Below are 15,765 nucleotides of genomic sequence, written 5' to 3'. Positions count from 1 at the left end.
CACAATTTTTCTAAGCGATAACTACATACCACTCAGACGATCACCTATAGCCTAACTTAACCGATAACCGAGAACTCAGATCTCCCGGAGCAAGACTGTACTGACCGGTCAACCGACTCTACCCGCGCAGAATTCGGACCGCGATGGCACAAAGAGTACAGACGCCTGATTGCTTCTGGCGTACCTTCCACTACCACTTCCAAAATAGGTACCCCCTCTACTCGCTGCTTTCTAACCCATCCCTTTACCGAATGCAAAATAGCAATCAATTTCAGCCAGCGCCGAAATCCAACCCCCTGTACATCACCACGGATGACAAAACGCTCGCACGTTTTCGGTACCGAAGAGCAGTTCAGATCATCAAATACAGAAGCAACCAGCGCTCGAGCTACATTGCGCCCTGCCCCCGCAGACGGAAAGTGGTGCCAGAAAAGGTTTGGATTACAAACCGCGTCTTTAACTTTCCAAGGCTGGCAGGAAAGATCACTGCTCAGGTCCTCCGCGTCAAAATCGATGCCGACCAAAGGAGGATCGAAGAGGGACGCTAAAGTCTGCTGTAGAACTACTTGTATACTGGGGTGAACCAGATCCCCTACCTCCCTGCGCACAACCCCTGACCGCCCCGGCTTTGACTGAATCTGCAGGGCAGAAACCAGCTTACCTCCCACAATCAATAGACGATAATGTTTGAGTGTTGAGTCATCCTTTGTCGGACCCTCAGTGTTTGACGGTAATAGCGACGCCATCCATTCACTGTTGCGAGTAATCTTACAGGAGATCATGCGCAATTTATCGGGTGTGCTGTGATGAAACAGACAGCTACTATTGTACCCAACAAGACGAAAAAGACCGTCTGCAACCTGCTCAACCCTTAGATTTAGTCCATACGCCGCCTGCTTTATCAACGCAATTTGCCGCGCGCTCCCTTTACCAAAGATTCTGTCATAACGTTCGTAACCATAGGACTCCGCAAGCGCTATACCACCGGTTGGGGAAGACCGAGATAATGGCCTATAGGCTTCGGAGAACATATGGGAAATGAGCTTATCCGGTACATCGATTGGCCGACCATAACTCGGAAATACCGCATCCGATATAGCCGGATTTGAATTCACCTCAATGATGTACCCACGAGGCAGGCCTTCCCGCCACTGCTCTGGGGAGAGATAAATGAGATCAACGCCAATCAGCAATAGACCGGGAAAGCATTTAGCTGCGCGTTCCGCAATTTCCAGAACCTCACGATCCAGATAATCAAAAATCTGCACGGTTTCCGCACCGGCTGACGCATTAGCCACGCTCGTGAGCTGTACCGCCTCGCCGTCTTCGGGAACGTAGTCAAGCGAAAGGCCACAGCGCTCCAACAGATCAAACCGGGTTATTGGATCGATTCTAAGACTAGGATTACGCTTCCTGACCGCATTCTTTTCAGCAACAAGTTCGCGGATCGAGTTTTGTCCATCGCCAATTACACTCGCCGGCACGCGGACATAGGCAGCTTCCGCCTTGCCAGCTACCACAAGGATACGTATATATTCCCCAAAAATATTCTGCTCGACGATGACTTCACGGCTTTCATTTATGGCAACACCCCACGCCTTGGAGAATTCTGACTCCGTCGAAACCCGGCTTGTGACGCCATGGCCTGCGGCGCCATCGGCCGGCTTCACTGTGACCATCACTCCAGACTGTTTGAAAAACTCAAGCGCCGATTCATAGTCGCCGAATAGGTTGCCAGGGGGAACCGGCACGCCCTGCATCGCCATAATTTGTTTGGCAATATGCTTCTCTCGCGCACAATACGCATAGACAGCCGAATTCTCTGGTGAATTTTGACGAAATACAAACCGGCGATGTTCGCCAAACACTTCGAAGATGAGATTGCCGCGATACTGGACATCCAGATCAAGCGCCGCCGCCGCGTTACATAATAGCTGTATACCGACATCATCCTGACTTTGCAAAAACTTGGACGCGGAAAAATCATTTGGCCCAGACTCCCGAATGACTTTTTCCACGGGCAATGTTGTTTGCACGTGATCGTTGGGCACACTTACAGAATTCTCTTCGGCTGCCAGGCCGGATTCGTCATCACTGACCGTTGCCCCTGAACTTTCGATGGCATCGTGCATTAGTCAACTCCTTGACCGTCTAAAATACGCCAGTGCATACTCACATCGACGTTACCTCGACGCTTACTCACACCACGTGGAAACAAATTTGACCAAACCCATACAGAGTTTCGGTTTAGCACAATCTTGCGGTTTTGGCCTTCCCCAAATCCATATCCAAAACTGGGATCCAAAGCCAGGTTTGCATCTACCGGTATCCAGCGGTTATTCAAATACACTTCGGCCGCATGATGATTCGGCTGAGAAAACGCACGCTTTTCGGTAAATAGAAATTCTGACGTCATCCTTGCCGGATAGCCAAGCGCTCGTGCTAGCGCCACAAATAGTGCGGAGAACTCCGTACAGTCCCCCTGCCGCGCAGTCACCGCATACAGAGCCCCACGGGTGGGTTGTCGACGATATTCAATCAGCTGCTGTGGTGTTAAATAAGCGGCTCGTAGTCTGGCTTCCGGGTCGGAATAGCTACGTTCGATATGTCGAGCAAGGCGTACAATCTCACTCGCTTCCGACTCTATGTATTTTGAAGGCTCGAGATAACTCTTATCAGGCACGCTATACAGTGTGCTAGGTGACCGTTCGACTTCATCTACGGGAATTTGGTAACTATCGACCAGGATATCGAAGTAGACCCGCTTGATGGATTCCTCGTTCGCAAAAATATCCCACTCCAGCTCGAGGTATTCACCGGCATCATGGTCAAACTCCTTTCGCTCAACTCGTGCCACGCTGTCCGGGCGAACCGCTAGAACATGCTGTTGCATGTGGTCGTCGACAGGAATAGCTATACGATGGATATAACCTTGAATAGGCTGATCCGTGTGATTACGGACGGTTATTTCTGCGACGAGAGTATAGGTTTTTACGCTGATTTCAGCGATTGCCGAATCGCTGGCTTTAGCGGTAGAACTAACCATGAGAAGGGCAACCGTTATCAATAGAGTTGCGAGCGCGCCGACCCTCTGTAAATTCAGAGACTGCTTGATCACCTTTCGCGCAGCGCCTCGCCCGCTTGATTGAAGGGTTTTACAAGGTAGTCGAACACGGTTTTTGATCCGGTGCGTACATCTACCGTAGCGACCATACCTGGCACTATCGGGAATTCCTTGCCCGATCTATTCACTAGCGCATCGTCGTTTGTAAGTATCAAAACACGATAGAAGTACTCGCCCGGCTGGGCTTCATCCTGAATGGTATCGGGAGAGATGGTGGTCACTTTGCCGTCGAGACCGCCATAGACAGAGTAGTCATACGCTGTGATTTTAACCTTCGCATCTTGGCCAGGATGGATAAAGGCGATGTCCCTCGGTGAAATTTTTGCTTCCACCAGCAACCGATCATCCAAAGGTACTATCTCCATCAGACGACCGCTCGGCGGCAAGACGCCGCCTATGGTGGTGATTTCGATATCCTTGACGATGCCTCTTACCGGCGACTTCAGCGTCAATCGTGTGAGCGAGTCTGCACGCCCCTCAATTACCGAGCGCAGTGCCTCAACCTCAGCGCTCACCGATGCAAGCTCTTCGCGCGCACGCACCATATATTCCGAGCGTACATCTTTTATCTTGAGATCTAACTCAGACTTCTGACGACTGAGACGCAATACTTCAACATTGCTTGCCGCACCTGACTCCACCAGAGAGCGAGTAATCGACAACTCACGTTTCACCAGATCTCGCGACTCCCCTAGGCTGCTCAGTGAATCATTCAGGCTTCTCTGGCGCGTGTGGTATAACTTTCGCTCCTTGACGAGCAACTCTTCATACTCGTCAAGCACAGCGGGAAACGCAAGCTCCGCGCCATTAACCTCTGCGCTCAGGCGAGCTTCGCTGGCCAAAGCGGCCCGGAAGCGCGCTTCACTTTCCTGGACATTTGAGCGGATTTTGGTCGGGTCTAATTGCGCAAGTACTTCTCCACGCTCGACAATGTCCCCTTCGATCACGTTCAAGCGCGCCAGTATCCCCCCCTCCAGAGATTGAATCACCTGCGCTCTGGAAGTAGGAATTACCTTTCCGCTCCCCCTTGACACCTCGTCTACCCTGGCAAAGTATGACCAGACGATCAGAAAAATTATGAGTAAGAAAAATACCCAGATAATGCGTCCGGACTTAGATAGCCGTACGTCATCCGCCTCTTCATTATGATGGCAGCCAGCAGTGTGGAAATCGGCCTCGAGTATTGCCACATTGTAATGTTCAGTATGTGGATCGGGCTGACTAATCGCGGATTCCGGAGGAGATTCAGACGCACTATTTTGCTGGCTTTTACTAGGCATTAGCTTACTCTTTCATCCGCGTCTTTTACTTCGCCGCCCCGATGTGCACCTTTACTAGTCGGCCCTGCTTTCGCACTTGCCTGAGCGAGCTGTTCCAATGCGACTTGCTTCGGCGCATCAATAATCAACCGTCCATTTTCAACGACCAGAATTCGATCGACCAACTGCAGGGTACTGCTCCGGTGCGTGGCTAGAATCAGCGTACGACCGTCCCCCCAACGCTGGAGCTTTTCGATGAATCGTTTTTCGGTAAGGTCATCCAGCGACGCGGTGGGTTCATCCAGCAAAATGACCTGAGGACTACGGATAAATAATCGGGCCAGGAGCAAGGATTGACGCTGCCCACCGGATAACCCAAGCCCTCCCTCTAAGATGAGATGGTCGAGGCCCTTGGCAAACTTGCGCACGAACTCCAGCGCACCGGACATATCCAGCGCGGCTAAAACCTCTCTATCAGAAGCATCTGGCGCACCCAGTACTACATTCTCTCGCAATGTACCGTGGAAAAGTTGTGCATTCTGGGTCAACAGGCCGATATCGCGACGAGCATCAGCAGGATCAATGTGCTCAAGGCTCGCACCTTCTAGGCTCACCGCGCCCGATGTCGGCAACAGCTGGCCTGATAGCGCCTGTAAGAGTGTCGACTTACCAGCGCCATTTCTGCCAAGCACCGCAATTTTTTCGCCCGCCTTGATCTGCAATTCATCAATCTTTAATGCCGCAGGCCCTTCCTGATCGCTATATCGAAACTCTGCATCGCGTAGTTGGTAATTACCCTGAATAGACGCCATATGTACAAGGTGCGCTCCCACTGGCTGGTCTACCGGCAACTTCATGATGTGATCCAACCCCTTCAGCGCATACTTCGCCTGCTGCCAGCGACTCAGTACTTGGGTTATTTGAGACATTGGCGCCATCATCCGAGATCCGAGAATGGACGCCGCAACCAGAGAGCCTGTGGTCATATCACCGGCCATCACCATGGGGGCACCGAACAGGACGATCAAGGCGAACACCGAGGACTGGACGTTGTGAGTCCAGGTAACGAGTTTTCCAATCAACCCACGCAAGCGTAAGTTGGATTCGGCCGTGACTGCGTTGTAGTGGTTCCACTGTTGTTGAAAACGCTGTTCTGCCTGTAGCGCCTTGATATCTTCCATTCCCTGGACCGTTTCAACCAACATTGCATTTCGCAATGATGATTCACGTATCGACTCGCCAGCGAGACGCGCAAGTTTAGGCTGTGCCAGTAGCCCAGGAATTAGGAGTGCCACGAGCGCAGCCAATGGAACCAGCGCGAGCGCACCCGCCAGGTACCACATGAAAAACAAAAACAAAAAGAAAAATGGCATGTCCGCGATAGCGAGTATCGTCGTCGAGGTGACCATTTCGCGCACACGCTCAAGCTCTCGAATTTGCGATATAAAAGCTCCGGTAGACTTCGGACGGGCATTGTTACGCAGACGTACAGCGTGACCATATACAAGATCAGACACGCGAACATCTGCCCGTTTACCCAGCAAATCCGTTACTCGGACACGGTTAATTCGCATGATAAAATCAAACAGAACTGCAACCACTACACCACTGAATAGAACATACAGGGTTGCCGTAGATTCCGCAGGGATGACCCGGTCATAGACCTGCTTGGCAAATAATATGCCCGCTAGTGCGAGTACATTCGCCACAGTGGTCGCAAGCATTACATGACCATAAGGCTTCAGATCCCGTAAAATAATCGACCGAAACCAATGTTTTTCGTGCGGATTTATATAATCATCGATTCTGGCGTCGGGTGCATTACTCGCTGGTCTCAGCACAACCGCAGAAGCAATATGCGCTATCAACTTATCCGCATGTATCGGTGAGGCAGCACCGGCATCACCGCTAAATGAAACCGAGAGTACTCGATCGCGATCAACGGCATTGATTACACCGACTTGCCCCCCTGTTAACTGAACAACTATTGGCAAACGCCAGGGGCTAAGCATGTCTTCACTAAAATTACTGACCTTCGCGACCAGTCCGGCTTGCCGAGCCATGCTGCGCACCATGTTTTCAACAGAGGCATCTTTTCCCCACTGCGCGGAAATACGCACATTTTCGGTGGAAAACTCGAGCCGGTAGTGATTCGCGATGGCTACAATTGCCCGCATCCACGGCCGGTAGTCCAGGAGATTGTTACGGGTATTTTCTCGACCAGGGTTGCGATTCGTCTGTGACTTTGGCGATTGCTGCATTTCTGTCATGGCAGGATTTCCACTCCCTGTATAGTGCGCCCCTGTAAGGCAAAGGCTTCTCGAATTTCGCCTACGGTGTACAGGCAATCGATATTGAGTCGATACAAGTCATACTGAGTGTTTGCTCTTTCAACGCGCGCTTGTTGCACCTCTTCCTCTGAGTTCAACAGCTCAACAAGTGTTCGAGTTCCCAGTGCGGAATATTGCTTCCTGTACAGATCTCGGGTCTCTTCAATTGCTCGCAGCCTTGTATCGAGAATACTCAGACTACGCTCAAGCCCAACGCTCTGGCTCTGTGCAATTCGGAGATCTCTGGAGACGTTCAGCTGAGCGGCATCCTTTGCAGCCTCTGCTGATCGCATAGCAAAATTAGCAGCATCCCGATTGGCGAATATCCGTCCGCCCTGATAGATCGGCATGGAAAGGTTTAGAAAGATTGCACTTTCATGATCATTCAGCGCGTTAGAGTCGACATACTGCTGATCGAGATAGCGGTTGACACTACCATCCAATGACAATGTTGGCCAAGATTGAGCACGGGCTTCCTTTAACTGGGCCACGGCCTGGGATCGGTCGGCCTCCGCAACAAGCACACTTGGTGCGGTATTCACTTTTAGCGGGTCAACCATACATCCATTCACAACGGAACCCGGCACGCCCGGTTGTAATACGATGGGTTCCTGCACACCAACAAGGTTCTGTAATACACCTCGCCAGCGACTGAGCTGGGCCAGGGTTTGCTGACGGTTGGCACGCGCAGATTCGATGCGAGCCTGTGCCTGCAAAACATCTGAGCGGGTACTGGCACCCCGCTGGTTTCGCATTCTTACCAGATCGGAGATACTCGAGACGCCCTCCACCTGCGCATCTGCGGAACGTACTAGGGTCTGATACCGAAGAACCTCCAACGCTGCCTGAGCCGTATCCCGCGCCACGGTATCGATTTGCAGCAGCACACGGGCCTGGGACGCATGCGCACTTGCGGTGGCGGAACCCACACTCCCAGATATTTTTCCAAAGTCGTAAATTACCTGCGACACATACAACTGGACCGCATGGCCGTCACCATCGCCATCGGTCTCTGAATCATATCCGCCGATCACACCAAGACTCAATTGGGGGAAATAACCCGCCCGAGCAGTGCGAATATTTTGCTGCTGGCGACGCAATTCACCCACGGACTGTCCTACACCAGGATGCCAATCGACTGCCTGAACGACTGCATCGGTGATATTCAACTCGAACGGTGTGTGGCCAGAATAAGACGTGGAGACTAATGGTCTAACAGAGTGAAATTGATCTTTGGTAACTTCCCCTTGAATCTGGGAGGGACTAATGACCTCTAGCTGTTCGGCAAATGAGGGCTCCCCACGTGCTATTACTATAAGTACAGCCGCCATGTAGATAGGGAAAAATGAGACAGACAAAAAATGGCGGCATTCATGACATTCAGCCATCCATTGCCTGATAAGCCCGTATCGCTGCTTCACTTTATTTCACTTTTTGATGCCGCCTTCCAGTTTTTTCCTTAAAACTATCGGCGAGATATTTATTGATATTTACGCAAAAATTTTAGTTCAAAAAATCAGCAATAGAGCGTCGCATGATGCTACTGGCGCCAAATAAAGCTTTTATATGAAGCAATAAAAAACCTACCCTGTATTTCCTAGCGAGAAACTCTTTTTCCCTAAAACTGGTCAAAAAAATACCGGGCACTGGGCCCGGTAATTTCAGAGTAGAACGTGGCTTACAAACGACCACTACAGGTCGTGATTACCTGAATGATTCCACATATCTTTCATCGGATCCTCCGTATCAGCTGGCGCAATATCTTGCGCATCTTGATCCGCAAGCAAGCCGCCTAATACTTCGGCGAGCTCCTCACTTGATCCCATGCCCTCAATCGAGTCACTTTCCAGATAGTCGCTAATAAGATCCTGTAAGTTCGGATACTCCGATCCACTTTCAGGCATCAACGCGAAATGCTGGTCGTCCGCCTGCCCAGATATGTGCTCAGCTAACTCAATGATATCGCTAAGCACGTTTTGCAATGCTTCTTTAAGCTGCGCTTTGGCCTCCGTGTCTGGTACCCGATTCAAGTGACCCAACGTTTCGTCGAATTGCACCATTTCCACAGGGAGGGACTCACCAGCGGATTCGTCCAATGACAATTCGCTGTCATCACACAGATCGGCCACATTAATTTCATCAAAGACACCAGGGCCACCGACGTTACCAGACATATTCGTTGGCCAGCCGTCCGTAGTTGTCTCATTACCATCCGGATCGTAGTGGCCATTACCAGCCTTGATGATGTAAGGATCTCCCGGCCCGTCATGGTCTACCGCAGACCCGTACTCATCCTCGATGCAATCGTAGAGTGACTGTGGATACGCCGGATCTTTGATTTCGGCGAACTCGCCTTCAAAACCTTCGACCTTGATGACCCTGCCATCTTCCAATCTAAAGGCTACGTAGCCAATGGCGTGGTCGAGATCGGAGTCCGCATCGGCATCGGCATCCGCGTCGGCATCTGCGTCGGCATCTGCGTCGGCATCTGCGTCGGCGTCGGCGTCGGCGTCGGCGTCGGCGTCACAATCAGCATCGGCATCGGCGTCGGCATCCGCGTCTGCATCGGCGTCTGCGTCTGCATCGGCGTCTGCGTCCGCGTCGGCGTCGGCGTCGGCGTCTGCGTCGGCGTCTGCGTCTGCGTCTGCGTCGGCGTCTGCGTCTGCGTCTGCGTCAGCATCTGCATCCGCATCGGCATCTGCATCCGCGTCGGCATCCGCGTCGGCATCCGTGTCGGCATCGGCATCTGCGTCGGCATCCGCATCGGCATCTGCGTCGGCATCTGCGTCAGCATCGGCGTCGGCATCTGCGTCGGCATCGGCGTCGGCATCCGCATCGGCGTCGGCATCGGCATCGGCGTCCGCATCGGCATCGGCGTCGGCGTCCGCGTCGGTATCCGCATCGGCGTCTGCATCGGCGTCGGCGTCGGCATCGGCATCCGCATCCGCGTCGGCGTCGGCATCCGCGTCGGCGTCGGCATCCGCGTCGGCATCCGCGTCGGCATCCGCATCGGCATCTGCGTCGGCATCGGCATCGGCGTCGGCATCGGCATCGGCATCGGCATCGGCATCGGCGTCGGCATCGGCATCGGCGTCCGCATCGGCATCCGCATCGGCGTCGGCATCCGCATCGGCGTCTGCATCGGCGTCGGCATCGGCATCCGCATCGGCGTCGGCATCCGCGTCGGCATCCGCGTCGGCATCCGCATCGGCATCCGCGTCGGCATCCGCATCGGCATCCGCATCGGCGTCGGCGTCGGCATCGGCATCCGCATCGGCATCGGCGTCGGCATCGGCATCGGCATCCGCGTCAGCGTCGGCGTCGGCATCCGCATCGGCGTCGGCATCGGCATCTGCATCCGCGTCAGCGTCGGCGTCGGCATCCGCATCGGCATCTGCGTCGGCATCCGCGTCGGTATCGGCATCGGCATCTGCGTCGGCGTCCGCGTCGGCATCTGCGTCGGCATCCGCGTCGGCATCGGCGTCTGCATCGGCGTCGGCATCGGCGTCGGCATCCGCATCGGCGTCTGCATCGGCGTCTGCATCAGCATCCGCGTCGGCATCGGCATCGGCATCTGCGTCGGCATCTGCGTCGGCATCCGCATCGGCATCCGCATCGGCATCGGCATCAGCATCAGCATCAGCATCAGCATCAGCATCGGCATCGGCATCGGCATCGGCATCGGCATCGGCGTCGGCGTCGGCATCCGCATCGGCGTCGGCGTCCGCGTCGGCATCCGCATCGGCATCCGCGTCGGCATCCGCGTCGGCATCGGCATCTGCGTCGGCATCTGCGTCGGCATCCGCATCGGCATCCGCATCGGCATCCGCATCTGCGTCGGCATCCGCATCGGCATCGGCATCGGCATCGGCATCGGCATCTGCGTCGGCATCTGCATCGCTGTCAGCGTCAGCATCACTGTCAATGGGCGGTAGGCTAATCCGGCTGTCGTCGTCCAGTGCTTCGGCCACAATCAGAATACCTGCAGCGGCGAGGCCAGCCTTTACCCAAGGACAAATGACCGCGCTTTGAGCGGGCGCGGTAGCCACTAGATCTGCGCTACTGCTAATTTGGGTCAACGCGAAAATTGAGCCATCCGCCCCTTTTTGCGCGAGCAATACAGCACCTGACTCTGGGTCTTGCAGAAGTAGGTCACTTTGGGTGTCATCATCATCAGCAAGATAGAAGTTCGCCAGTGTGATAATTTCGCCGGACAACAACTGAATGATTAGGTCATCGCCGACCTTGAAGGTCGATAATATTTCGTCATGCGGAAGCTGAAGTTTCACAAAACCCGGAGCATCAAGAACCACATTTTCTGATTCAAATGAACTCAGAGTACCAGTTGCCTTATCGACCACCTGCGTCTGCATCCTGCGTACCTTTTCCTTGCCCCTATCTCGCGATAGAAATACACATGTCGCGTGTGAGCCACCACCGTAGCGGCAATACCTCGCGCCAATCGATCACTTTTTGACTGCGCCATTAAATGGTATGGATGACATATTCTCGGAATTCAAGTTCTCGTTTATTTACAAGAAAAAAACCATAGTCACCCAGCGATCATTTAGACGAATTAATTTGGATGATTCTACTTCCACAAGCTTGAAGCAGTTCACATATTAGCCAGGACAAAATAGTCACACCGTAAACAGTAACGCCAGCAAGAGGAACAATGTGTCAACAACAGTACGTTGGCGCGCTATCTTTCAAGAGGTGCCCCGCCAACATCAATGTATAAAAAGTGTCTCCCTTTTGCAGAATCCGCTTCACGTTTTCCTATGATGTTGTTTTTGGTTACACAGGAGTCTGGGCTGGGCTCCCATTGCCACTGGCCGTAGAGTTCTGCCCGCCTACCTGTTCTGCGGACGACACGGGTGGAGGGACTTTCGATGTTACGTCTTTTGAATCATTACGATACTTCGCCCACACAGGTTGCCGCATCAGTTCGCCTGCACGCCAATACATCCACATGACCAGCAGACAGAGAGAAAACGTCATCCAATAAAGCACTGGCCCACCGAAAAATTGAATCACCAAACCGCCAACTAGCGGCGCACTGGACCAACCAAAGGCGTACAGACTCGTTGCACCAAAGTAGCTCCCGCGCATATTTGCAGGTGCCATTCGATCTACTTGAACGCTCATATTTGGGAACAGAATCGCTTCTGCAACGCTGATCAAAAATATCGCGCCCAGCCATCCGGAAAACCAGTGGATCGGATTCAAGGCAAACCATACCTGCCCTACGGCCAACAACATCATCCCGATAAAAATACGCTGATTTACGTTCACCTCTCGCATAAGGCGCAGAAGGGGGAACTGCAAACACACGATGGTCGACGCATTGATCAGAATCATGCTCGAAATCAGCGTAACGACTTTTGGCGCGTCATTTATGGTCAAGTACTGTATCAAGCTCGAATCCATGTGCGCATAAATGAAGAGCGCAATGACGTTGGCCAGAATCGTGATCAAAAATACTTTGTCTTGCGCCAGAACTCGCAGCGTATCCGCAAATTTTCCGCTCGAAGTTTCCCCTTGACTGGACGCCTTTTCAGAACCATATATACGAAAAGCCACAACAAATGCGATAAACAAGCTCAGGTAACTGAACGCGGTGATACCAAACGTCGTTTGCTGCCCGCTTAACCCTATCCATACACCAATGATCGGCCCCAATGCACTGCCAACGTTAATGAGGAAATAACGGAACTGCATTGCCAATTCACGCGCTTTCGTATCTGAAATCAAATCCCCAAACATCGCCATCGCCGGCGGCTCCCAAACGGATCGGCCAATTGCACTCAGGGTGATTGCGACGGCAAATGCCATCACGCTATCCGCCAAGGCAAGAAATACAAATGCGATAACGTTGATAAAGGTGCCGCTAAGAAGCAGAAGCTTTCTGCCGAAGCGATCAGACAATGCCCCGGTATAAAAACCCAATATTGCTGCGCACATCGCCGAAACGCTGAGCAAAGCGCCGATTTCTCCCGGACTTAGCGCAAACTGTTGATGCAGCATGACTGCGAGAAACGGCCACACCATGAAGTAGGTACCGCGACCGAAGAAACTCCCCACGAGTACGATCCATATCAAAGGCGGTAAGCCATAGAGCGATTGCCACCACTGCCTGTCCATGCCGATTTCTCCCAAATTGACGGCAAAAAAAAACCCGGAGGCCAAGGCCTTCCGGGTTTTTCCGTGGAGGGCCTTGAAAGAACCCTCCAGCACAATTTGATATTACTGTCAGGTTAACAAATTACGTACCTTGCGGCCGCCATGCGCTTTACACACCTTGATGGTCCAGGTACGGACAATCAGGGAGGAGGCGCCATATACGGACTTCGCACATAGCACACCAGAAATCGCCATAAACGCCGGCCAAGCACAAACAAGACGCGCTAGAACAGCAGACACAGCAAAGCCCGCGAAAAGCTCGCGATTTCGCCAGCACATCATGCTGCTTGCGTTCATATTGACCGACATAGAGAAAACTCTGGTGAGAACTGAATTCATAAACTTGTTACGAGTGTAGATTCTGATTCACAGATATCTAGACAGTAAGCGCTCAATCATATCCGAATACGAACTGGTTGCAACCGTCTTCGTCAGATTTCGCCTGGCAACAGTTTGGTCACACTCCCTCCATATATGACAGCTTCTATACTTACCCCCGGCATTTCAGCTGCGCCCGAATCCCTTTGGTCCACGATTGCCTGCCTGGGCGCATAAATTCGCTGTTTTTATTGAACGTCACTCTTTGCTCGGGACATAGCGGCAATGGTCAATTTCGGAAAATCCTCTCTACTGGTCGATGCGCCCTGCGGATCCATACAGGGAAAATTTGATCCGCTCCAACAGGTGAAGCAGTTCCAGGGAATCCCCTATGCCATACCGCCAGTAGGAGAACTACGCTGGCAGCCTCCACAACCAGTAGAGCCATGGAGCGACCTCAGAGAAGCAACCTGCTACGGCATGCCCGCACCCCAGAATCCATCGGAGCTCTTTCAAATTCGTGGCCCAAATGGCGAGGAACCCATCTGTGAAGACTGCCTTTACCTGAATATCTATGCACCGGCAGAATCACGCCATGACAAATTGCCCGTTATGGTATGGATCCACGGCGGGTCGTTTTATCTCGGTTCCAGCTGCCAGACTCTATACGACGGTAAATACCTCGCCTCGAGCGGTCGCGCCATCGTCGTCACGTTAAATTACCGCTTGGGAGCTCTCGGTTTCTTGCGGCTATGTGATCTGAGCAATATACCGGCTACCGGTAATGAAGGGTTGATGGATCAGCTAGCGGCGCTGGAGTGGGTAAACAGAAACATTGCTGCATTTGGAGGCGACCCAGAAAACGTGACTCTATTTGGTGAGTCCGCAGGCGCAATGAGTATTTCTTCGCTGTTCTCTGCATGCCCGCAAGGGGATAAGCCGCTTTGCGGTAGGCTGTTCCATAAAGCCATCGTACAAAGTGGCAATCCCGGCGTCTTCCACCACACAGACAACGCAAATAGTCTGGCGGAACAGTATTTAAACACCCTCGCAGCAGGCGTAGGAAAGACCAACCTGAGCGACTTATCGACAGAGGAGCTTCTGCAGGCTCAGGCCTCACTGATTAGTAGTCAGGCAATGCATGCCAGGTGGGGCCACCTCCCATTCAAGCCAGTGCAAGACGGCGAATTTCTGTTGCACTCGCCCACCGATGCGCTACAAAGCCCTGCGGCGGCCAGCATACCCATGATGGTGGGAAGCAATAGCGATGAGTGGAATTTGTTTAGCGCCGCGCGTCCAGAAACATACACGCTGGATGAACAGCAAATTCGCGACCACTTGCAGCAACAAATTCCAGACCCAATGATTGCCAAGCTTCTCGAATATTACCGCGCCCGCGCAGAAGCGCTGCATGACGACCCTTGGCCCCTGTGGAGTCGGGCCTGGAACCTAATACTGACGGATATGGTATTTACCGTGCCCGGGTTGCGACTACTCAATGCCCATCAGGGGAAACGTTTTCACTACCACTTTACCCAACCCTTGATTGCACAGCCGCTACTCGGCGCCTGCCACGCCGCCGAGCTCGGGTATGTATTTGGCACCCATGGCGCGGGGAATCTCGCCCACTTTTATGGGGGGGAAACCGAACCACACCGCCTCAGTGAATCAATGCGAAATGCCTGGCTGAACTTTGCCGAGTCGGGGGATCCGGGTGATAATTGGCCCGCATTTGACGAGGGCCACACCCAGCAGTTTGGCGAACATAGCAAGCGCGACCTTGATTTAGCCGAGTTGCAAGCTCTCTGGCAAGGGATGGATGACCAGCAGTTAAGGGGATTCCTCTGAGCGCTGAGCGCCATTCGCGATAGGGGCCCAGTGTGCGGCGGAACTGCGAGCAGCATCAAATACAGGTAGAATTTGCCCACAGAGCGCAGACTGGAGTAGCCGAATTTGCACGAAATTGTCCTGATCCGCCACGGCGAAGCAGCCAAGTCACCCACCGATGACGACCCCGGGTTAACAGCCCTTGGGCACCAACAAGCGCAACAACTCGCGGGTCATCTGAATGTTCTATATCCGGGTGGGCAAGGGGTAAGACTAATGAGTAGCCCCAAGTCACGTGCGCGTCAGACCGCAGAACCCATAGCCAGCCTCTGGCAAAAGCCTCTTGAACAGCTCAATGATGTGATAGAAATTCCATCACCCGAGGGGGTTTCCCTTGCGCAACGCGGCGACTGGATTCAGGCGTTTATTAATTCCAACTGGAACGATTTGACGGTTGCACAACATGTGTGGCGCAACGGTATCATTAGCGCACTCAAGTCGATCGAATCTCGCCCAGCTCAGACTTCCGGACCAGTAGAGACGACGCTCGTGTTCTGCCATTTTATGGTGATCAATGCCGTAATCGCCGAGATTCGGCAGGACGCTCGAATCGCCCAGTTCCGCCCCGATTACACCTCACAAACTCGCCTGTCACTGGACAATGACGTACTCACCATCGTGGAGTTAGGCTTAGAACGACACGCGCCCCACCGTATTCAGTAAG

At 53.1% G+C, this 15,765-nt stretch carries 9 protein-coding genes; 2 read left to right on the top strand and 7 right to left on the bottom strand.

The window, feature by feature from the left end:
- Nucleotides 1-56: 56 nt before the first annotated feature.
- The 7 genes from LCM31_RS10855 to LCM31_RS10825 form a co-directional block, all read right to left on the bottom strand.
- Nucleotides 57-2,132, bottom strand: coding sequence for an acylphosphatase (locus LCM31_RS10855; protein ID WP_224870014.1), 2,076 nt, complete (start codon nt 2,130-2,132; stop codon nt 57-59).
- Nucleotides 2,132-3,118, bottom strand: coding sequence for a transglutaminase-like domain-containing protein (locus tag LCM31_RS10850; protein WP_224870012.1), 987 nt, complete (start codon nt 3,116-3,118; stop codon nt 2,132-2,134). Before LCM31_RS10850 ends, LCM31_RS10855 begins: the two co-directional genes overlap by 1 nt.
- Entirely contained in the window at nt 3,115-4,404 is a 1,290-nt protein-coding gene (locus LCM31_RS10845; protein WP_224870011.1) for an HlyD family type I secretion periplasmic adaptor subunit, read from the bottom strand. The genes LCM31_RS10850 and LCM31_RS10845 overlap by 4 nt, the downstream gene beginning before the upstream one ends.
- Nucleotides 4,404-6,653 carry a type I secretion system permease/ATPase gene (locus tag LCM31_RS10840; RefSeq protein ID WP_224870009.1) on the bottom strand — a complete coding sequence of 750 codons (2,250 nt, stop codon included), beginning with the start codon at nt 6,651-6,653 and terminating at the stop codon, nt 4,404-4,406. Before LCM31_RS10840 ends, LCM31_RS10845 begins: the two co-directional genes overlap by 1 nt.
- Nucleotides 6,650-8,134 carry a TolC family outer membrane protein gene (locus tag LCM31_RS10835; protein ID WP_224870008.1) on the bottom strand — a complete coding sequence of 495 codons (1,485 nt, stop codon included), beginning with the start codon at nt 8,132-8,134 and terminating at the stop codon, nt 6,650-6,652. The genes LCM31_RS10840 and LCM31_RS10835 overlap by 4 nt, the downstream gene beginning before the upstream one ends.
- A 270-nt stretch (nt 8,135-8,404) precedes the next feature.
- Nucleotides 8,405-11,086: a BapA/Bap/LapF family prefix-like domain-containing protein gene (locus LCM31_RS10830; protein ID WP_224870006.1), complete on the bottom strand. Its 2,682-nt coding sequence runs from the start codon at nt 11,084-11,086 to the stop codon at nt 8,405-8,407.
- Nucleotides 11,087-11,510: 424 nt separating this feature from the next.
- Complete coding sequence (locus LCM31_RS10825; protein WP_224870004.1) at nt 11,511-12,902, bottom strand: MDR family MFS transporter; 1,392 nt, start codon at nt 12,900-12,902, stop codon at nt 11,511-11,513.
- A 597-nt stretch (nt 12,903-13,499) separates the two neighbouring features.
- On the opposite strand from LCM31_RS10825, the gene LCM31_RS10820 reads away from it, so the two are divergent.
- A complete protein-coding gene (locus LCM31_RS10820) occupies nt 13,500-15,062 on the top strand; it encodes a carboxylesterase/lipase family protein (RefSeq protein WP_224870002.1) in 1,563 nt (520 codons plus the stop codon).
- Nucleotides 15,063-15,167: 105 nt separating this feature from the next.
- A complete protein-coding gene (locus LCM31_RS10815) occupies nt 15,168-15,764 on the top strand; it encodes a histidine phosphatase family protein (RefSeq protein ID WP_224870001.1) in 597 nt (198 codons plus the stop codon).
- The last annotated feature ends 1 nt before the right edge of the window (nt 15,765 follow it).

It is taken from the genome of Microbulbifer agarilyticus, from assembly GCF_020171345.1.
Taxonomy (GTDB): domain Bacteria; phylum Pseudomonadota; class Gammaproteobacteria; order Pseudomonadales; family Cellvibrionaceae; genus Microbulbifer; species Microbulbifer agarilyticus_D.
Note: the sequence above shows the minus strand (reverse complement) of the source record. Positions and strands in the feature narration are given on the sequence as shown.